A 21,717-nucleotide genomic window follows, 5' to 3' on the forward strand; every position below is an offset into this window, starting at 1 on the left:
GAACCGATCAGGGACTTAAGCGCGGACGGGGGCGGAGGATGGACGCGCCGCCGCCAGGATGTCGGCGACCGCCGCCGGTTCCGGCGCGTCGGCCAGTTCCTCCAGCGTCATCGACAGCTTGCGGCGCCAGTTGGGGTACTGGTCGGTGGTGCCGGGCAGGTTGACCTGATCGCGCTCGCGCGTCAGGTCGTCCAGCTGCGCCACCGCCAGGGCGGCGTTGGTGCGGGCGAGGAAGGCGTGCACCGCATGGTCCAGCGCCTCGTCATAGGGGCTGTCCGGCGTGAGGCTGGCGGGCAGGGCGATCCCGGCGGCGCGCAGGGCATCGACCAGGGCGCCACGGTCGGCCGACCGGCGGGTCTGCTGCTTCTCCTCCTCGTCGTCGGCCGGATAAAGGCCCGTCTCGGCCTTCAGCGTGATGTCGTCACCTTCCCACCAGCCCCGCAGCGTGGCAAGGTCGTGGCTGCCGACGGTGGCGAGAGCCAGTTCCGGATACTCGTCTGGCCCCTTGAAGGCGCCGTCCTCGGTCCATTCGAAGAAGACAACGCGGTAGCTCAGGACGCCGGCCTCGGTCATCCGCTCGCGGAAGCCCTCCGGCACGGTGCCCAGATCCTCGCCGACGACGAGGCAGCGGTGACGCTGGCTTTCCAGCGCCAGGATGCCCAGCAGATCCTCCATCGGATAGGCGACATAGGCGCCTTCGCCCGGCGGGTGGCCGTCCGGGATCCAATAGACGTGCTGGAGCGCCATCGCATGGTCGATGCGCAGCGCACCGGCATGGCGCATGTTGGCGCGGACCAGATCGATGAAGGGCTGATATCCCGCCGCTCGCAGCGCCTGGGGATGGAAGGGCGGCAGCCCCCAATCCTGGCCGGCCGGGTTGAACAGGTCGGGTGGGGCGCCGACATGGGCGGCGTCCACCACCGCCTGCGGCGTCATCCAGGTCTCCGCCCCGCTGGCATCGGCGCCGACCGCAAGATCGCGGTAGAAGCCGATGGCCATGCCGAGTTCGGCGGCCCGCTCCGCCGCCAGACGCAGCTGGTCGTCCGCCAGCCATTGCAACCAGGAGAAATAAGCGACGCGGTCGGAATTCTCCTTGGCGAAGCGCTCAACCGACGGCGCCGTGGCGTCGTGGTAGTCCGCCGGCCACCGGTGCCAGTCCGCCTTTCCCTCGGCGGCGAAGCGTTCGCGCAAGGCCTGGAAGATGGCGAAGCGCTCCAGCCCGATGCCGCCCTCGGTCCGGAAGGCGTCGAAGGCGGCGCGGCGGTCCGGCTTGGCCGATGTCCGGAAACCGGCGAAGAGCTTTTCCAGCATCGGCAGCTTCAGCGCGGACACCGCCGTGTAATCGACGTTGGCCGTGGCTCGGGCGGCGTCCAGCGCCTGCCGGAACTCCGGCGAGGCGACCTCCTTCCGCAGATCCGCATCGTCGAGGAATTCCGCCACCGCGGTGACGTCGATGTAGAGCGGGTTCAGGAACAGCCGGCTGGCCGGGGAATAGGGGCTGGCATGTTCGGGATTGTCGAGGAACATGGCGTGCAGCGGGTTCAGCCCGATCACGGCCGCCCCACGCGCCGCCGCGATGTCGGCCAGCGTCCGCAGGTCACCGAAATCGCCGATGCCCCAGTCATGATCGCTGCGCAGGGTGTAGAGCTGCGCCGACAGGCCCCACAGCTTTTCCCCCACCAGCATCGGCGTCGGCAGATGGCAGCGGGCGGGTGCCAGGATCAGGCGGGTTTCCGCCGCACCATGCTCCGTCTCCACCCGGAGCGTGTGGTAGCCGGCCTGGGCCAGCCGCCCCAGCGGCAGGCGGCGTTCGGCATAGGTCACGTCGCCGGCGGTGATGCAGCGGCAGCGCGGCAGGCTGCCGAAGCCGACGACGCCGCTCTGCGTCTCCCCGCTTTCCAGCGTCAGGGTGTAGCGCAGGGTGCGGGTGCCGTGGGGCAGGATGACTGGCACGGTGACCGCCTCGCCCGCCCGGCGGACCACCGCCGGGGGCAGGGCGCGGCCATACTCCTCCTCGTCCAGCCGGTCGAGATGGGCGAGTGCGGCGGCCTCGTCCCCCGCCTCCACGCCCATCGCCGACAACAGGGCGCGGACGGTGTCCTCGCTGGCCGTCACGGTTTCCCCGGCGGCATTGTCGAAGGACCGCTCCACCCCCATGCGGTCGGCCAGCCGGTCGAGTGCGGAGGCTTCCTCCAGCCACAGCACCACCGACCAGGGGCCGAGCGTGTCGCCGGTCAGCCCGGCACCCTCGGTCCACAGCACGCGGCCCGACACCTCGGGGAAGCCGGCGGCCGGGCTGTCGGCCAGATTTGCGAAGGCATGCAGGCGGCTGCCGTCGCCCAGTTTCCAGCAGACGGTCAGGCCGGTCTTGCCGGCGACGCCGTGGCTCGATGCACCGCCGGGAACGCCGTCCAGCCGCGGCACGATCTCCGCCCGCCGCAGGGCCAGCGCCCGGCGATACCAGTCGAGCCAGTCGGCATGCTCCGGCGCCCCGCGGGCCTCCCAGTCCAGCTTGGCCGATTCCGCGGTCTCCGGCGCGGTGGGGTCGGGGATGCGGGCGCGGGCCTCGGGGTCCTGGAATTCGGGGAACTTGGCGAACTCCTCCGCCCGGCCCTTGCGCACCGCCTCGGCCAACTCCTCGCCGAAGTCGCAGAAGAAGGGGAAGGGTTTGGCCGATGCCCATTCCTCGCCCATGAACAGCATGGGGATGCCGGGACCCAGCAGATAGAGGATGGTGGCGGCGCGAACAGCCTCAGGCTTGGCTATGTGGGAGATGCGCTCGCCGAAGGCGCGGTTGCCGATCTGGTCGTGGTTCTGGATGAAGGTGACGAAGGCGGTCGGCGGCAGATGGGCCGACGGCTCTCCGCGCAGCTCGCCGTCGCGGTAGGCCGACGGTTCGCCCTGGAAAGCGAAGCCCTCCGCCAGGGTACGGCCCCATTTGGCCGGATCATGGGCATAATCGGCGTAGTAGCCGCCATCCTCGCCGGTCGCGGCACTGTGCAGGCAGTGATGCAGGTCGTCGTTCCACTGGGCAGAGTGCCAGCGCGGATCGCCCTCGCGGTGGCGGGTCAGGAAGCGCGCCTGGTTGGCGTCGTTTTCCAGCACCAGATGGACATGGCGCTGGTTCTGGAAATGGCTGTGAACCCTCTCCGCCAGCTCTTCCAGGACATGACGGTCGCTGTCGTCGATGATGGCATGGACGGCGTCCAGCCGCAGCCCATCGAGGTGGAATTCCTCCAGCCAATAAAGCGCGTTGTGGACGAAGAAATCGCGCACCGGCCCGCTGCGCTCGCCATCGACGTTGATCGCCGCGCCCCAGGGGGTCTTGTGCCGCTCGGTGAAGAAGCTGTTGGCGAAGGCGTGGAGGTAATTCCCCTCCGGCCCGAAATGGTTGTAGACGACGTCGAGGAAGACCATCAGCCCGCGGGCATGGGCCTCCTGCACCAGAACCTTCAGATCCTCCGGCCGGCCATAGGCGCTGTCGGGGGCGAAGGGCAGCACGCCGTCATAGCCCCAGTTGCGGCTGCCGGGGAAGTCGGCCACCGGCATCAGTTCGATGGCGGTGACGCCCAGCTCGACCAGATCGTCCAGTCGCTCGATGGCCGACAGGAAGGTGCCGCCGGGCGTGAAGGTGCCGACATGCAGCTCGTACAGCACCGTCTCGTGCCAGGGCCGGCCGGTCCAGGCGGCATCGGTCCAGGCATGGACGCCGGGGTCGATCACCTCGGACAGGCCATGCACGTCGTCCGGCTGGTAGCGGGAGGCCGGATCCGGCACCGCCAGCCCGTCCGGAAGGACGAAACGGTAACGGCTGCCGGCCTGCGCCCGCGCCGTGGTCAGGCTGAACCAGCCGCTGCCCTGGTCCTCCATCGCCACCGGCTGCCCGCCATCGTCGAGCGACAGCAGGACGGACGCCACCGACGGCGCCCAGAGGGAGAAGCGGACGGAGCCGTCGGCCTGCACCTCCGCCCCGAAGGGCATGGAGTGGCTGCGGCGGCGCTCGTCCACCGGGGCGATGCGGTCACGGTCGCGGCTGGCGATCTCCGGACCGGCATCGGCGCGGATGATGGCGGTCACGCCGGCCAGCGGGATCGCCACCCAGCCCGGCCGGTTGGCCAGTTCGTAGCCGACCTCGTACAGTGCCTTTTCCAGCAGGAACAGCTTCAGCAGGGCCGGGGCCGCCTGGGCATCGCGCGGAAAACCGGGGCAATCGCCGATGGCGCCGCGGTAGCCGTCGAGGAAGGCGGCGGATGCCGCCCCCTCCCACCAGGAAAGCCACGCCGTGCGGGCGTCGCGCGACGGGCTGTCGAGACCGGCCGGCATCGCGTCGCGCGCCATGGCGGCGGCATAGGCGATGGACCGCAGCATCCCGGCGACATCGCGCAGGATGCAATGCTTGGCCCGCCGTTCGGCCAGCGGGCGCATCGGCTCGCCTTCGAAATCGACGATCTGCACGTCGCCGCGCGACACCAGCACCTGCCCCAGGTGATAGTCGCCGTGCAGCCGCATGGCGCTGAGATCGGCGGTCGCCGGGATCAGCGCGTCGATCTGCGCCATCACCGCGGCCTCGCTGGCGGCAAGCGCGTTGGCCTGTGCCGAAATCGCCGGGTCCAGCGTCGGACCGGCGGCGCGCAGCCGTTCCAGCACGCGCTTGGCCAGGGTGCGCACGCCGCCCGCCCACTCCGTCAGCCGCTCCGCGGTCGCCGGCTCCGGCGTGAAGGCGTCGCCGCCGCCGGGGGTGGCGAGCGCCCGGTGCAGTTCCGCCGTCCGTTGCCCCAGCAGGCGCAGGAAGGCGACGCTGTCGGCATCGCCGGCCTTGGCCGTGTCGCTGTCTTCGAAGCGGGCGACGCGGTCGTTCAGGTGGCCGGTGACATGGCCCCAGGCGTCCTTCGCCTCCGGCACCAGTTCCTGCATGACGCACAGCGTGGTGGAGCCGGAGCTGTTGGCCCGCTCCACCCAGCCCAGCAGGGCCGGCGTGTTGGGGAACTGCGCCACCTCGGTCAGGAAACGGCTGACCTCCAGTTCGGGATGGATGCCGGGCTCCAGCTTGCGCAGGCCCTTCAGGATTGCGGTGTCGCCGATGCGGATGGAGGTATTGGACTGCTCCGCCGTCATCCGGTGCAGCGGGGCGTCGGCGCGCAGCCGGTCGGACAGCGCCTCGCAGGCGCGGGTGTGGCCGGCGGTCAGGCCGGCGGACAGCGCCGTTTCCCCCGGCACCGTGTCGCGCTTCAGGATGGCGCCCAGCAGCGCACGGACCACGCCGTCATCGGCATAGCCGTCGCGCAGCCGGCCGGGAATCTGCAAATCCTTGGAACCGGCAATCGCCGATGCATCCTCGCCGGTGCCGCGGTCGAGGATCAAGGGAAGCTGATAGAGCTGAGGGTCACGCCCCGGCGGTTCGACCCGCAGCAGGCAGAGCTGGGCCTGCGCCCCGCCGGCCAGCGGCAGCGGCAGGGCATCTACGATTCGCACGACCGGCCGTCCGGCGTCCTTCGCCGCATACCAGCGGCGGGTCAGCAGATGGTCCGGCAGCAGATCGTCCTGGAGGCGGGACAGGATTTCGCTTTCCAGCGGGTTCGCCAGCACGGTCGGCTGGGCATGTGACTGCGGCGCAGTGGGCACGAGGGCTCCTCCCCTGTTGAGCGCTGGGTGGCACGTCGCTCAAACAGCACGGAGGGAAGGAGTTCCCGCACCCGCGAAGCCGCTTCCACGAACGACCGCGCCATTCTCCCAAAAGAGTGGTCAGACGGTTCGCGGGTGATGCGGCAGATGGGCGATGCGGCCGATCCTCTCGGCCACTTGAAGGGCCTCGACGACGTCGTCCAAACGCCCGTCGCGCATCAGGTTGTGCGCATGGGTGTTCAGCGCAGCGACGACGGCCCGTTCATCGGACACCCCGCGGGCCGGCTGACCGTCGGGGTCGAGCACGGTGGCGCCCAGCGCCGCCATGGCCTCAGCGGTCAGGTTCACGGCCTCCGACAGGGCCTCTTCGTCGTCATCCGCGGCGGTCAGGATCGGTTCCAGAAGCTCCGCAAGGAGACGGGGGGTCATGGTGCTAATCCTCGGTGACATTCTCAGGCCGTCCCCTTCGACGTCGGTGCTGCACGGTCTATCGGTACAACAGCCGGAACGAAGGAAAGGTCCGTGCGGCCGCGCCACCCGCGGCGCCGGCCGGACGGGTGGAGACGGCACATGGGAACCGGCAGAACCACTGGCAAGCTTGGGCGTTCGTCAACTGCCCCGATGGGAGAGTTGCAGGACGGGACGGCCAGCCCATCGGCCGGCCGTTCCGTCAGGTCGGAGAGACCGAGAACCAGTCGGCCGAGACCTGCCACTGCTTCACATTGTCGAGCGAGAGCGTGAAGCCGTTGCCGGTAACGCCCGGTGCCGAAAGCCCGAGTTCACCGTTGGTGAAGCTGGCCACCACGCCCATTCCGTCCGCGCGGTCAGTGAAGCGCGCCATGATGTCGGAAAGGCCGAGCGAGGTGTGGCGGAAGCTCAGCACATCGACGCCCGGCTGGAAGTCCGTGACCGTCGTTACCGACGTGCCCGACCACAAGGACATAGGAGCTGCCGTCGGGGCCCGGATAGGAGGTCCAGGCCTTCGGATCCTGCCAGAGACGGTTCGGCGGAGAGCCGAGATCGACCAGGAAAGTGTCGGCGCCATTGCCGCCGGTGAGGCGGTCGTCGCCGGTCCAGGCCACCAGCGTGTCGTCGCCGTCACCGCCGCTCAGCGTGTCGTTGCCCGACGCCACCCAAGTGTAGAATCGCGCGTCGTTGTATCCGACCGCCAGCAGATAATCGTCGCCGGCGCCCCCCTCCACGACCGCACCGCCGCCACTGCCGAAACCGCCGTTCAGCGTGTCGTTGCCGGCGCCGCCCAGAAGTTGGATTTCGTTGTTGGTGCTGCCGGCGGAAATCCAGTCGTCAGCCGCGCTTCCCGCGATGGTCGGAACCGACGGATCGGCGATCGGATTGATGAACACCCGCATGCGTTCGACGTTGGCCGGCATGGAATAGGTGTAATAGCCGCTGATGCCGTCCTCGATCAGGACAAGTTCGTCGGTGCCCGCATCGGTCGCTTCGGTCACCAGCACGCCGGCGGAATGGACGTAGTAGGTGTCGTTGCCGCTTCCGCCATTCAGGGTGTCGTTCTGCGCACCGTACAGCGTGTCGTCGCCGGTTTCGCCGAACAGCCGGTCACTGTAGTCGCTGTAGCCAGTGTGGCCGCCGACCATCGTGCTGGTGGAAATGGTGTATCCGTCGATCCCGTCGAGTAAGTCATCGCCGGATCCGCCATTCAGAATCCGGACATGGCCGGGCGCTCCGTCGAAGGCGATCCAATGGTCGTCGCCATTCAGTGCCGCCACGTCGTTCGGCAGGCGGCCTTCGCGCCTGCCGAAGGCGTCGTAATGGGTGCGGGCGGTCATCCAGCCGGCATTCACCGCATCGCGGACGTCCGGATAGGCCTGGAGATACCACGTCCCGTCGAAAGCGCCCGACGGGGCAGGGGGAAGCGGCGGAGTGGGCCTCGCATAGAAGTCCACCCCCTCGTAGCGATAGCTCGACAGGCTTGCCATCACCCCGTCCCGCTCGCTTTCGGAGGCGGTGAAGAAATAACTGCCGGTCGCCGTGTCGAGGAAGCGGTAGACGGGCTGGGAGAATTGATAGTTTGGGGTCGCGGAGACGAGGAAGGCCTGCGGGTCCTCCAGACGGTAATGGTCCGCCATGTTCTGGAGGATGTAGTCCCGTTCGGTGACGCTGGCGGTGTAGAAATGCTCTCCGGTGTCCAGCCTGACGAAGCGGGCCACCGACACCGGGTTGCTGACGCCGCCGCCCTGCAGGAAGGCGACGCCTTCATAGCTCATGTCGGCCATTCCGGCGATGATGCCGTCCCGCTCGGCCGCGCTCGCCGTGTAGAAATGCTCTCCCGTCCTGCGATTGAAGAAACGGAAGGCTTTTGAAGTCACCCCGTCCATCGCCGCATCCGCGATTGCCGCCGATCAACCCCCGGTAGGGTGCCGCAGTAACCCTTCGGCGACAATGACCATTCCGTTCGCCGAACGGGGTGTAAAATGTCGCATACCCTCAGTCGAGGAAGTCGTCACGGCTCAGCCCATAGCGCTTGAGCTTGTCGTAGAAGGTCTTGCGCGGGATGTTCAGCGCCTCGATGGCGGCCTTCACGCTGCCGCGGTGGCGGGCGAGTTCGGCCTGGATCAACCCCTTCTCGTACAGATCGACCTGCTCGGCCAGCGACAGGACGGAGGGTGCGGTGACCGGCGCCGGCGCCACATCCTCCAGCCCCAGAACGAAGCGGTCGGCCGCGTTGCGCAGCTCGCGGACATTGCCCGGCCAGTCCTGCCCCGTCAGGCGCTGGATCTGGTCACGGCTGGGCACCCGCGGCTCGCGGTTGTAGCGTGCGGCGGCCTGGGCGACGAAATGCTGGAACAGCAGCGGGATATCGTCGCGCCGCTCGCGCAGCGGCGGGATGGTCAGCACCACCACATTCAGCCGGTAATAGAGGTCGGCCCGGAACTTCCCGGCATCCGCCGCCTGCCGCAGGTCGGATTTGGTGGCGGCAACCACCCGCAGGTCGACCGGCACCTGCTCGTTCGAGCCCAGCGGTTCGACCACCCGTTCCTGGATCACCCGCAGCAGCTTGACCTGCAAGGCCAGCGGCATGCTCTCGATCTCGTCCAGGAACAGGGTGCCGCCGCCGGCATGCTCGATCCGGCCGACCCGGCGCTTGGCGGCGCCGGTGAAGGCGCCGGCCTCATGCCCGAACAGCTCGCTTTCGAAGATCGATTCCGGCATGGCGCCGCAATTCAGCGCGACGAAGGGGTTCTTGCGCCGGCCGCTGGCGGCGTGCAGCGCGCGGGCGACCATTTCCTTGCCGGTGCCGGTCTCGCCGAACACCAGAACGTCGGCATCGGTGTCGGCGACGGCGGCGATGGTGGTGCGCAGCCGCTCGATGCCCGGCGTGCGGCCGACGATGCTCTCCGCCGGATCGATGCCCCCTGCGATCTGCGCCCGCAGCCGGCGATTCTCCATCACCAGCCGGCGCTTCTCCACCGCCCGCCGCGCCACCTCGGTCAGCCGGTCGGACGGGAAGGGCTTCTCCAGGAAATCGTAGGCGCCGTTGCGCATCGCCTCCACCGCCATCGGCACGTCGCCATGGCCGGTGATCAGGATGACCGGCAGGTCGGGATCGATCTCCTGAACCCGTGCCAGCAGGGCCAGCCCATCCATCTGAGGCATGCGCACGTCGGTGACGAGGCAGCCCGGCCAGTCGCGGCCGACATGGCGCAAGGCCCGCTCCGCCCCGTCGCAGGCCGTCACCTCGAACCCCGCCAGTTCCAGCGCCTGCTGTCCGGCCAGCCGCACCGCGCGCTCGTCATCGACGAAGATCACGCTGCCGGCGGCCTCTGGGCCGGCGACCTCGGGAATGGACCGGCTCATTGATTCTGCTCCTTGGCGTACGGCTCCGTGGTGGTGAGACGCAGGGTGAAGACGGCGCCATGGCCGGGCTTCCCGTTGCGGTTGGCGGCGGTCAGGCTGCCGCCGAAATCCTCGACGATGCCATGGCTGATTGACAGGCCGAGCCCCAGCCCCTCGCCGGCTTCCTTGGTGGTGAAGAAGGGGACGAACAGGCGGGGCAGGTCGGCCTCGGCGATGCCGCTGCCGGTGTCGGCGACGCTCAGCAGGGCTTCACCCTCGGCCGCGACCAGCCCGATGCGCAGGCGGCGCACCGGACAGCCGCGCATGGCGTCGGCGGCGTTGCCGATCAGATTGACCAGCACCTGCTGGAGCCGCACATCCTCCGCCATCACCCGGACCGGCTGGTCGGGCAGATCGGCCTCGACGGTGATGTCTTCGCGCCGCAGCTTGGCCTCCAGCAGGGCCAGCGCCTGGGTCACCGCGCCCTGCACCGACACCGGCCCCAGCGTGCCGGAGGCGCGGCGGGCGAAGCCCTTCAGCTGGCGGGTGATGGCGGCCATGCGGTCGGTCAGCTCGGCGATCTCCGCCAGATTGTCGCGCACCGAGTCCAGCCGCCCGCGTTCCAGCAGCACCACCGCGTTGTCGGCGAAGCTGCGCATGGCGGCCAGCGGCTGGTTGATCTCATGGGCGATACCGGCCGACATCTGGCCCAGCGCCGCCAGCTTGGCCGCCTGGGTCAACTCGTTCTCCGCCGCACGCAGGTCGGCGGTGGCGGCGGCGACCCGGCGCTCCAGCTCCGCCCGCGACTCCTCCTGCAGGGCGATCCGCTCCACCAGGGCCACCCGGCGCAGCGCCACGGCATAGGCGGCGAGCGCCGCCATCGCCACCGCCGCCGCGGCCAGCAACCCGGCGACCCAGGCATGGGCGGTCACCGGATCAAGGCTGGTCAGGCTGTGCAGGGTCCAGTCGCCGCCGGGCATGGCGACGGAGGTCAGCAGATAGCGCTTCTGCCCGTCCTTCTCCTCCAGGGCGATGCGGTCGGACGCGCCGCCGAAGGCCCAGGGCAGCACGTCCAGCCCTTCGCTGGTGCCTTCGGGGATGATCGGCAGGCTGATCGGCAGGCGGCGGGGCAGGGCGTGATAGCGCCAGGACGGCACGTTGGTGATGAAGACCACCCCGTCGCGGTCGGTGACCAGCAGCCTCTCCTGGCCCGGCGTCCAGGCCGATTCAAGCCGGTCGAAGCCCAGCTTCAGCACCACCGCCCCCACTGTGCGGTTTTCCGCCACCACCCGGTTCGCGGTGTAGAAGCCCGGCACCAGGGACGTGGTGCCCAGCGCGAAATGGTGCCCTTCGCCCTGGTCCATCGCCATGCGGAAATAGGGCCGGTAGGAGAAATTCTCACCCACGAAGCTGGCCGGGCTGTTCCAGTTGCTGGCCGCCACCGTCGTTCCCTTGACGTCCATCACGTAAAGCGCCAGCGCATCCAGCGCGCGGGCGATGTCCTGGAGCTTGCGGTTCAGCCGGTCGACGGCATCCGGCGTCGGGTTGGCCAGCAGGGCGCGCACCTCCGCATCCTGCGCCAGGGCGAGCGGTACGGCGGCATGCCGCTCCAGCTCCGCCCGCAGGTTGGCGTTGTAGAGCGCCAGCTGCGCCCGGGCGCTCTCCCGCAGATCCTCCTGCGCCAGCGACGAGGCCCAGCCCGCCGCAAGCCCGGCCGCCACCGGCACGCCCAGCAGCAGAGCGGCCAGCAGCAGCCGGCGCGGCCGTTCCAGCGCCCGCGCCACCAGCTGCGCCGCCGGCGAGAGCGTCACGCCCGGGGCGGGAGGGGTGGTTGAATCTGTCGCCTGTTCGCCCGGATGGATAAGCAACGCCGCCCCTGGTCATGCTGCGCCGCAACAATGATGCCGCAGCGCTGTGAAGTGTGTGGATTTTCGCACATCGCCGGACCCCGTGTCGTGCGGATTTTCGCCCTCGCCATTTCGCCAAATGCTTGATGTTGCTGGATTCAGCAATTGGCCCACCGCTTGCTTTCATAGGCAATCAGTTGGGGGCCGCCCGCCCAGCCGGCGCCGAATGCCGGACGAAAGAACGGGCACCCCGCCAGGAACGCCGTTCTGAGGAACGCCACGAGGAGAGCAGCATGAGCGCAGACGCGACCGCCGTCCGGCAGGGCACGGTGAAGAAGCCCTTCTACACCAACCTGACCTTCCAGGTTCTGACCGCCATCAGCATCGGCATCCTGCTGGGGCACTTCTACCCGTCCATCGCGGTGGAGATGAAGCCGCTGGGTGACCTGTTCATCAAGATGGTCAAGATGGTCATCGGCCCGATCGTCTTCCTGACGGTGGTGACCGGCATCTCCTCCATCGGCAACCTGAAGAAGGTCGGCAAGGTCGGCGGCAAGGCGCTGCTGTATTTCGAGGTGGTGACCACCTTCGCCCTCGGCATCGGCCTGATCGTCGTCAACCTCGTCCGCCCCGGCGCCGGCATGAACATCGTCCCCGGCCAGTTGAAGGCCGACGCGGTGCAGAAATACGCCACCTCCGCCAAGGAACACGGCTTCATGGACTTCGTCGTCGGCATCGTGCCGGACAACGTCGTCGGCGCCTTCGTCCAGGGCGACATGCTGCAGATCCTGTTCTTCGCGGTGGTGTTCGGCGTCGCGCTGTCCGCCATGGGCCAGAAGGGCAAGGCCGTCGAGGACATCTTCGACAAGATCAGCCATGCGCTGTTCGGCGTGATCGGCATCCTGATGCGCGTCGCCCCGGTCGGTGCCTTCGGCGCCATGTCCTTCACCATCGGCAAGTACGGCATCTCGTCGCTGACCGCTCTCGGCCAGCTGATGGCGTCGGTCTACCTCACCATGGCGATCTTCATCTTCGTCGTGCTGGGCAGCATCGCCAAGGCCTACGGCTTCAGCATCTGGAACTTCGTCCGCTACATCCGCCAGGAACTGCTGATCGTTCTCGGCACCTCGTCTTCCGAATCCGTGCTGCCGCGGATGATGGAGAAGATGCAGAAGTTCGGCTGCTCCAAGCATGTCGTCGGCCTCGTCATCCCGACCGGCTACTCCTTCAACCTGGACGGCACCTCGATCTACCTGTCGATGGCCGCGATCTTCATCGCCCAGGCCTTCAACGTCGACCTGACGATCTGGCAGCAGCTCTACATCCTGGTCATCCTGATGCTGACCTCCAAGGGCGCGGCGGCGGTCACCGGCGGCGGCTTCGTGACGCTGGCCGCCACCCTGTCGGCCACCGGCGTCCTGCCGATCGAAGGTCTGGCGCTGCTGCTGGGCGTCGACCGCTTCATGTCGGAAGCCCGTGCGCTGACCAACCTGATCGGCAACGGTGTCGCCACCGTCGTCGTCGCCAAGATGGAAGGCGAGTTCGACGAGAGCAAGGCGGTCGCCGAATACCAGCAGCACTTCAAGGAGCCGGCTCTGGCCCGTCTGTGAGCACCTGCACAAGACGCGCGGCAAGCATGCGCGGGCCGGTTTTGGAAATTCCAAAGATGATCCATCCGGCCCGGTAAAGGTTCCTGTAAGATCAGGGGGACGCTTCGATTTGGTTCGAATCGTCCCCTTCTGTATTCCGGGTGGTTGGCGCATCAGTCCGAATGGGCTATAACCGCCATCCAGGTGAAGTGAACCCAAAGAATTAACTGAAATCTCGTTAACCGGAGGAAGAGACCCGATGTCCGGCGATTTTGAGGCGATGGCGCTTGAGTATCACCGCAACCCGCGGCCCGGTAAGCTGGCAGTCGTCGCGACCAAGCCCATGGCCAACCAGCGCGATCTTGCACTGGCCTATTCGCCGGGCGTGGCCTACGCCTGCACCGCCATTGCCGAGGATCCGTCGAAGGCGGCGGAGCTGACGGCGCGCGCCAATCTGGTCGCCGTCGTCACCAACGGCACCGCCGTGCTGGGGCTGGGCAACATCGGGCCGATGGCCGCCAAGCCGGTGATGGAAGGCAAGGCCGTCCTCTTCAAGAAGTTCGCCGGCATCGACTGCTTCGACATCGAGCTGAACGAGCTGGACGTCGATGGTCTGGTCGACACCATCGTCCGGCTGGAGCCGACCTTCGGCGCCATCAACCTGGAAGACATCGCCGCCCCGGCCTGCTTCGAGATCGAGCGCCGCTGCCGCGAGCGCATGAAGATCCCGGTGTTCCACGACGACCAGCACGGCACCGCCATCGTGGTGGGTGCGGCCGTGCTGAACGGGCTGGCGCTGGTCGGCAAGGACATCTCGAAGGTCAAGGTCGTCTCCACCGGCGGCGGGGCCGCCGGCATCGCCTGCCTGGACCTGATGCTGTCGCTGGGTGTCCGCCGCGAGAATGTCTGGCTGGTCGACCGCATCGGCGTGGTCCACAAGGGCCGCAACGAGGAGATGAACGAGTACAAGGACGCCTACGCGCACGACACCGAGGCGCGCACGCTGTCCGACGTTATCGATGGCGCCGACATCTTCCTCGGCCTGTCGGGTGCGAAGGTGCTGAAGCCGGATCTGCTGGCCCGCATGGCCGACAAGCCGCTGATCCTGGCGCTCGCCAACCCGGAGCCGGAGATCATGCCGGATCTGGCCCGCGAGGCCCGTCCGGACGCCATCATCGCCACCGGCCGCTCCGACTTCCCCAATCAGGTCAACAACGTCCTGTGCTTCCCCTTCATCTTCCGCGGTGCGCTGGACGTCGGCGCCACCACGGTGAACGAGGAGATGAAGATCGCGGCGACCCACGCCATGGCCAACCTCGCCCGCGCCGAGCCGTCGGACGTTGTGGCGGCGGCCTATGTCGGTGAATCGCTGCGCTTCGGCCCGGACTACATCCTGCCCAAGCCCTTCGACCCGCGGCTGATCGTCGAGGTCTCCTCGGCCGTCGCCAAGGCCGCCATGGATTCAGGCGTCGCCACCCGGCCGATCGCCGATTTCCGCGCCTATCAGGACCAGCTGAACCAGTACGTCATCCGCTCCGGTCTGTTCATGAAGCCGGTCATCACCAAGGCCAAGACCGCGCCCAAGCGCGTCGTCTATGCCGAGGGCGAGGACCCGCGCGTGATCCGCTGTGCCCAGGTGGTGGTCGACGACGGCCTCGCGCACCCGGTGCTGATCGGCCGTCGCGAGGTGATCGAGCGTGTCATTGCCGAGATGGGCCTGCGCCTGAAGATCGGCCAGGACGTGGAGGTCATCGAGATCATCCGCGACCCGCGCTATCACAACTTCACCGAACATTACCGCAAGCTGATGGGCCGCCGCGGCGTCTCGCCCAGCCATGCCGCCAATGTGGTCCGCACCCAGCCGACCGTCTTCGGCGCCCTGATGGTCCGCCGCGGCGAGGCCGATGCGCTGGTCTGCGGCACCACCGGCCGCTTCAACGAGCATTGGGCGCACATCTGTGGCCTGATCGGCCTGCGCGACGGCGTGAAGGTCGCCGCGACGATGAACGCGCTGATCTCACAGAAGGGCGTCCACTTCATCACCGACACCTACGTCAACCCCGACCCGACCGCCGAGCAGGTGGCAGAGATCGCCCGGCTGGCGGCGGACGAGGTGAAGCGCTTCGGCATCGAGCCGAAGGTGGCCCTGCTCTCCCACTCCAACTTCGGCAGCGCCGACACCCCGTCCGCCCGCAAGATGCGCGCGGCGGTGGAGCTGGCGTCCGAGCAGATGCCGGATGTCGAGATCGACGGCGAGATGCATGCCGACGCCGCCCTGGCTCCGGCCATCCGCAAGGAAGTGCTGCCCGACAGCCGCCTGAAGGGGGAGGCGAACCTGCTGGTCATGCCGACCCTGGACGCCGCCAACATCGCCTTCAACATGATGAAGATCCTGGGCGAGGCGCAGAATGTCGGCCCGATCCTGCTGGGCGTCCAGCGGCCGGTCCACATCGTCACCCCGTCGGTCACCACCCGCGGCCTGGTCAACATGACCGCCGTCGCCGTGGTCGATGCCCAGCTCGCCGACCCGGTCAGCGCCGCTCCGACGCCGCCGGTCGGCGTGGGCGCGTAAATCAAGGGAGGGCAGGGGGCGCGGTCGTTGCCGCGCCCCCATTCCACCGCAACGGAATCGTGCTATCCCTTACCCGTAGCCAACAGGAACGGCACGGGGCATGAACAACCAGCGCAATTCTGGGCAGCGCAATACGGGCCAGCGCAATTCCGGCAACGCCGCTGCCGCCACCGCCGCGGCGCTGGTCGCGCAGGCCGTGCCGCTGCACCAGTCCGGTCGGTTGGCCGAGGCGGATGCGCTCTACCGTCAGGCGCTCGCCGCCCAGCCGCGCCAGCCGGACGCCCTGCACCTGCTGGGCATGATCGCCTGCCAGACCGGCCGCTTCACCGATGCCGCCGACCTGATCGGGCAGGCGGTGGCGGCCAGACGCGACGTTCCCGATTACCACGCCAACCTCGCCTACGCCCTCCAGGCGCTAGGCCGCTCCGCCGAGGCGGAACGCGCCGCCCGCAACGCCCTGCGCCTGCGCCGTCCGTTCCCGGAAGCAGCCAATACGCTGGGCAACGCGTTGAACACCCAGGGCAAGGCGGAGGAAGCCGCCGACGCCTACCGTGCTGCCCTGCGCGCCCGTCCCGATTATGCTGAAGCGGAAGGCAACCTCGGCACCGTGCTGCGTAGCCTCGGCCGCTCGGCGGAGGCTGAACCGCTGCTGCGCCATGCAGTGGCGGCCAACCCGTCCCTGCTGGAGGCGCACGCCGCCCTCGGCCTCGCCCTGCTCGACCTGGGGCGGAGCGAGGAAGGGGAAACGGCGTTGCGTGCCGTGCTGGCCCGCCAGCCGGATCACGCGCCGGCCGCACTCGCTCTGGCCGGATCGCTGCAACGCCGCGGTGCCGATGCACTGCCGGCCCACCGTCGCCATCTGATGCTGGAGCCGGCGGATGGCGAGGGTTGGAACGCCCACGGGCTTGCCCTTCAGGTTGCCGACCGGATCGCCCCGGCCGGCGAGGCCTTCACCCGCGCCCTGCGGCTCGCCCCGACGATGGCGGAGGCGATGACCAATCTCGGCACCGTCCGTCGCCAGCAAGGACGGATCGTGGAGTCCGCCGACCTGCAACGCCGGGCGCTGGATCTGCGTCCGGGCTATGCCGCCGCCCACACCAATCTGGCGCTCGCCCTTCAGGATCTCGGCGACGAAGCCGCTGCCGAGCGGGAGTTCACCCTTGCCCTCGATGCCGAACCGGCGCAGGCGCTTGCCCGCTTCAACCGATCCCTCCTGCGGCTGCGGCAGGGCCGGCTGGCGGAAGGATGGGAAGACTACGCCGTCCGCTTCGAGTCCGGCCGCCTGAAACCGAAGCACCCTCTCAACATCCCGGAATGGGACGGTGGCGACCTCGCGGGACGCCGCCTGCTGCTGTGGGCTGAACAGGGGCTGGGCGACGAGCTGATGTTCGGCGCGCTGCTGCCGGAGGCCCTGGTCCGCTTTCCCGGCGCCATCGTCGAATGCGAGCCGCGGCTGGTCCCGCTGTTCCAGCGCTCCTTCCCCGGCACCACCGTGCGGGGGCCGACGCGAAGACCGGCCGATGCCGACTGCCATCTGGGCTTCGGCTCCTTGCCACGCCTGCTCTGGCCGACCGCTCCCCTGACTCCGCCGCCTGCCGGCTGGCTGCAGCCCGACCCAATGCGGGTCGCGGCGTGGCGGTCGCGTCTGGATGCACTCGGGCCCGGCCTGAAAATCGGCATCGCCTGGACCAGCCAGCGCCTCACCACCGAACGTCGTCATTCCTATACGGAGCTGACGGACTGGGCGCCCCTGCTGCGCCTGCCCGGCCTGCATGCCGTCAGCCTGCAATATGACGGGCGGGAAGCGGAGATCGCGGCCATCGAAGAGCGTCTGGGCGTGTGCGTCCACCGCTGGCCCGACCTCGACCAGATCGCCGATCTGGAGGGCACTGCCGCCCTGATGGCGAACCTCGACCTTGTGGTCACGGTGGCCTCGTCCGCCGGGGAGATGGCAGCGGCGCTCGGCACTCCGGTTTGGCGTCTGGGCCGCCGCGACTGGACCCAGCTCGGCACTGCGGTTCGCCCATGGTTTCCCTCAATACGCTGCATCCAGCCCGATGCCGGTGATAGCGTCAAAGACGCCATACGAAAGGCAGTTCAGTTGTTTACCAGGCTTTCCGCAGGTGATCTGTGAACGCTGCCGATTGGTTTGCCGAGGCGTTGCGCCATCACCAGCATGGAGCACTGGACGCTGCGGAATCTCTGTATCGACGGGTGCTGCAAGCCGAGCCGCTCCATGCCGACGCCCTTCATCTGCTCGGCGTTCTCAACCACCAACGGAACGACAACCTTCAAGCTGTTGAGCTGATTGCCAAAGCCGTCGATCTGGCTTCCGGAGTGGCGGACTATCACGCCAATCTCGGTATCGTTCTGCAACGTCTGGACAGGCTCGCAGAAGCCGAGGCAGCGCAGCGCCGGGCGCTGGAGCGCGATCCCAGCCATGTCGGTGCCCATTTCAATCTCGGCCTTGTGCTGGCGGCGCAAGGCCGCTTGGCGGAGGCGGCGGACCACTATGCGGAGGCGGCACGGCTGTCGCCCGAACTGGCCGATGCGCACCTCAATCTCGGCGCTGCCCTGCAAGGGCTCGGGAGAGCGGACGACGCGTTGGCGTCCCACACCCGCGCTGCGGATCTGCTTCCGGGAGATCCCCGTCCCTGGACCAACCGGGCCGTCAGCCTGCGCCAGCTCGGCCGGTTGGACGAGGCTGTCGAGGCCTTGCGGATGGCCTCGGCATTGGGCGGAAGGGCCAGCGATGCCTCGGCCCTGTCCGCTCTGGCGGCCGCCCTCCACGCCGCCGGGCGGATGGAGGACGCAGCGGAACGCTACGCCGATGCCCTGAGGCTCGACCCACGTGATCCATTCTGTCTCAATGGCTTGGGTCTGTGTCTTAAAGCTCTTGGTCAGCTGGATGACGCCGCGACCTGCTTCGACGCGGCCACCGCCATTCAGCCCGACCATGCCGACGCGCTGGACAATCTCGGCAACGTCCGCATCGCCCAGGGCCGCCCAGCCGAGGCGGAGGCCCTGCACCGGCAGGCGGTCCACCACCGGCCCGATTTCGCCGGCGCCTGGAACAATCTGGGCAACGCCCGCCACGCCGCCGGCCGCACCGCCGACGCCTGGAGGGCGTGGCACGTCGCCGTGGCGCTCGACCCTGCATTGGCGGAAACCCACACGAACCTCGGCAACGCCCTGCGCAGCGCCGAGCGTTTCGCCGAGGCCGAAGGGTCGCAGTGCCGCGCCATCCGTCTTGCTCCGCTGGAGGCGCCGGCCCGCAACAATCTGGGCCATCTGCGCCAGGGCCGGCACGACTATGCCGGTGCCGCCGACTGCTACCGCAGCGCCCTGGCGCTCGACCCTGTCTATGGCGAGGCCTGGAGCAATCTCGGGCTGGCCCGCCAGCGGCTGGGCTACAGTGGGGAGGCGGAGCGCTGCTACGACCGGGCGCTGACCCTGCGGCCTGACCTGTCGCTGTCCCACTTCAACAAGGGCCTGCTGCGGCTGGAGGCCGGCGATCTCGACCGCGGCTGGCCCGGCTATGCCTGGCGTTTCGGATCGGGTCAGGTCGGACAGGGGCGCCAGCCCCGTACCCCGGCCTGGCGTGGCGAGGATTTGACCGGCCGCCGCCTGATGATCTGGGGAGAGCAGGGGGTGGGCGACACCATCCTGTTCTCCGCCCTCTGCCCGGAGCTGGCCGGACGGGCGGTCTCCACCATTCTGGAGATCGACCGCCGTCTGGTGCCGCTGTTCGCCCGCTCCTTCCCCACCCTGAGGGTGCGGGCGGAGGCGATGGACGGGCAGGGGCGGGAGGCGATGGCGATCCCGGATTATGACCGCCACGTGCCGATGGGGTCCTTGCCCCGCGTCCTCCGCCGCCGGCTGGCTGATTTTCCGGCGCGGCCATCCTGGCTGGTTCCCGATGCCGGGCTGGTGGAGCGGTGGCGCGAGCGGCTGGCGACCCTCGGTCCGGGCCTGCGCATCGGCATCGGCTGGCGCAGCCAGATGATGACCACCGAACGCAGCGCCGCCTATCTGCCGCTGGACAGCTGGGCGCCGCTGTTCGCTCTGCCCGGCATCCAATGGGTTTTGTTGCAGTATGGCGAGGTGGAGGAGGAGGTCCGGCAGGCCGAGAGGCGCTTCGGCATCCACCTGCACCGCTGGGACGATCTCGACCGCAAGGACGATTTCGACGGCGTCGCCGCCCTGATCGCCGGTCTGGACCTCGTCATCTCGCCCGCCATGTCGATCGGCGAACTGGCCGGCGCGCTGGGCACCCCGGTCTGGCGCTTCGGCACCCGCGACTGGACACAGCTGGGAGCCGGCGTGCGCCCCTGGTATCCGTCGATGCGGCTGTTCCAGCCCCGCCCCGGCGAGCCGCTGTCGGCGACGATGGCCGACATGGCGCGTGCGCTAGGCTCCCTCTCCCCCCAACGGATGCCCTTTCCCCCCCAGGCAGAGGGCTTGGAGAGGGGGATTATCCCGGATGGCGAGAGGCTGGCGGCACAGGCGGTCGCTCTGCACCAGCAAGGCCGGTTTGCGAAGGCCGAAACGCTGCACCGGCAGGCCGTCGCCTTGGTTCCGACCCAGCCGGCCGCCTGGGCCAACGGCGGCCTGACCCTGCTCCGGCTCGGCCGGGCCAAGGAAGCCATCCACTGGCACCGACTTGCGGTGGCGCTGAACCCGGCCTTCGCCGAAGCGCTGGGCAATCTCGGCGTGGCGCTCCAGGCCGATGCCGCCGCGCCCGAGGCCGCCACGCTGCACCGCCGCACCGTCCGGCTGCGCCCGACGCAGGCGGAGGGCTGGGGCAACCTCGCCGCAGCGCTGCTCGCCGCCCGCCGCTTCGCCGAGGCGGCAAACGCCTGCACCCGTGCGGCGGTCCTGGCGCCGGCCCTTGCCGGGGTGCTGACCACGGCCGGCGCGGCTGCGAAAGGACTGGGGCGCTTCGCCGAGGCTGCCCGCCAGTCCCGCCGGTCGCTGCACCTCGTCCCGGCATCGCCCAAGGGCTGGTCGAATCTGGGCATGGCGTTGGCCGGGCTCGGGCGCTGGGACGACGCGCTGCACGCCCACCGCCACGCGATGGCGCTCGCCCCCGACCTGCCGGATGTGCTGGTCAATCACGGCCACACGCTGCTGATGCGGGGGGAACGCCGGCTCGCCGCCCTGTTGGTCGACCGCACACTGAGGCTGGCCCCCGGCCGGGCCGAGGCGCGGATGAACCGGGCCCTGCTGCGGCTGGCCGACGGCGATCTCGGCGGCGGCTGGGCCGACTACGCCCACCGCTTCGCCACCGGCGACGCGGTGTCCCGCCGCCTCGACATCCCCGAATGGCAGGGCGAACCGCTGGCCGGCCGCCGCATCCTGGTGTGGGGGGAGCAGGGGTTGGGCGACGAGATTCTGTTCGGTACGGTGCTGCCCGATCTGCTCGGTCAGGCCGGGACGGTCATCGTCGAATGCGACCCGCGCCTTGCCGGGCTCTTCGCCCGCGCCCTGCCGGCGGCAGAGGTCCGGGCGCCCAGCGCGGCTCCGCGGGATGCCGATTGCCACGCGCCGCTGGGCAGCGTCGCGGCACGGCTGCGGCCGGACTTGCGGCGGTTCCGCGCAACCAGCCCGCTGCTCGCCGCCGACCCCGGGCTGGCGACAGGCTGGCGCGAGAGGCTGGCGACGCTCGGCTCCGGCTTGCGGGTCGGCATCTGCTGGCGCAGCAGCCGGATGACGGCGGACCGGGCCGGTGCCTACAGCCGGGTCGCACAATGGTCACCAGTCTTCGGCATCCCCGGCATCGCCTTCGTCAGCCTGCAATATGACGGTCACGACGCGGAGCGGGAGGAGGTCCTGCACCGCTTCGGCACCGTCCTGCATCACTGGCCCGATCTGGACCAGCGCAACGATCTGGACGGGGTGGCGGCGCTCATGTCCGGCCTGGATCTGGTCGTATCCGCGCCGACCGCAGTGGGGGAACTGGCCGCGGCACTCGGCGTGCCGGTCTGGCGGATCGCCGGGGCCGGGGACTGGTCGGCCCTGGGAACGACGGTGCGGCCCTGGTTCCCGACGATGTCGCTGATCGGCCCGTCCGGCGACCATGACGCCGCTCTTGCGACCGTCGCGCGGTGCCTGCGCCGACTGGCTGACGACCGGTCCCGGTCGGGGTGACCATCGGAGAGTGGATGATTCGGCGCAATTCCGCATTGCGATTCCCGAGCGCGCCCTTTATCGACTATGGCCGCCGGGTCCCGCGCAGGGTGGATGACCCGGCGCCCGCTCCGTCGTAAGC

The 21,717-nt window shown here is 69.2% G+C and carries 10 protein-coding genes; 4 read left to right on the forward strand and 6 right to left on the reverse strand.

What is annotated here, in order from left to right:
- Window positions 1-15 precede the first annotated feature (15 nt).
- From treZ to ABNQ38_RS29025, 6 genes are all read right to left on the reverse strand, one after another.
- Entirely contained in the window at window positions 16-5,622 is a 5,607-nt protein-coding gene (treZ, locus tag ABNQ38_RS29000; RefSeq protein ID WP_377810784.1) for a malto-oligosyltrehalose trehalohydrolase, read from the reverse strand.
- 120 nt (window positions 5,623-5,742) lie between these two features.
- Window positions 5,743-6,051 carry a hypothetical protein gene (locus ABNQ38_RS29005; RefSeq protein WP_098737678.1) on the reverse strand — a complete coding sequence of 103 codons (309 nt, stop codon included), beginning with the start codon at window positions 6,049-6,051 and terminating at the stop codon, window positions 5,743-5,745.
- A gap of 241 nt (window positions 6,052-6,292) precedes the next feature.
- Window positions 6,293-6,463 carry a hypothetical protein gene (locus ABNQ38_RS29010; protein WP_377810785.1) on the reverse strand — a complete coding sequence of 57 codons (171 nt, stop codon included), beginning with the start codon at window positions 6,461-6,463 and terminating at the stop codon, window positions 6,293-6,295.
- A complete protein-coding gene (locus ABNQ38_RS29015) occupies window positions 6,447-7,979 on the reverse strand; it encodes a hypothetical protein (RefSeq protein ID WP_377810786.1) in 1,533 nt (510 codons plus the stop codon). The genes ABNQ38_RS29010 and ABNQ38_RS29015 overlap by 17 nt, the downstream gene beginning before the upstream one ends.
- Window positions 7,980-8,088: 109 nt before the next feature.
- Complete coding sequence (locus ABNQ38_RS29020) at window positions 8,089-9,459, reverse strand: sigma-54-dependent transcriptional regulator (protein ID WP_377810787.1); 1,371 nt, start codon at window positions 9,457-9,459, stop codon at window positions 8,089-8,091.
- A complete protein-coding gene (locus tag ABNQ38_RS29025) occupies window positions 9,456-11,249 on the reverse strand; it encodes an ATP-binding protein (protein WP_377810788.1) in 1,794 nt (597 codons plus the stop codon). The genes ABNQ38_RS29020 and ABNQ38_RS29025 overlap by 4 nt, the downstream gene beginning before the upstream one ends.
- 329 nt (window positions 11,250-11,578) lie before the next feature.
- Between ABNQ38_RS29025 and ABNQ38_RS29030 the strand changes: the two genes are divergently transcribed.
- From ABNQ38_RS29030 to ABNQ38_RS29045, 4 genes are all read left to right on the forward strand, one after another.
- Window positions 11,579-12,895 (forward strand): dicarboxylate/amino acid:cation symporter, encoded by a 1,317-nt coding sequence (locus ABNQ38_RS29030; RefSeq protein ID WP_377810789.1) that lies wholly within the window; start codon window positions 11,579-11,581, stop codon window positions 12,893-12,895.
- 238 nt (window positions 12,896-13,133) lie between these two features.
- Window positions 13,134-15,446, forward strand: a complete 2,313-nt coding sequence (locus tag ABNQ38_RS29035) for an NADP-dependent malic enzyme (protein WP_377810790.1) — start codon at window positions 13,134-13,136, stop codon at window positions 15,444-15,446.
- Window positions 15,447-15,546: 100 nt separating this feature from the next.
- Window positions 15,547-17,580, forward strand: coding sequence for a tetratricopeptide repeat protein (locus tag ABNQ38_RS29040; RefSeq protein WP_377810791.1), 2,034 nt, complete (start codon window positions 15,547-15,549; stop codon window positions 17,578-17,580).
- Window positions 17,577-21,596, forward strand: coding sequence for a tetratricopeptide repeat protein (locus ABNQ38_RS29045; RefSeq protein WP_377810792.1), 4,020 nt, complete (start codon window positions 17,577-17,579; stop codon window positions 21,594-21,596). Before ABNQ38_RS29040 ends, ABNQ38_RS29045 begins: the two co-directional genes overlap by 4 nt.
- Window positions 21,597-21,717 lie beyond the last annotated feature (121 nt).

The sequence above is a fragment of the Azospirillum sp. A29 genome (assembly GCF_042604625.1).
GTDB classification, from domain to species: domain Bacteria; phylum Pseudomonadota; class Alphaproteobacteria; order Azospirillales; family Azospirillaceae; genus Azospirillum; species Azospirillum palustre.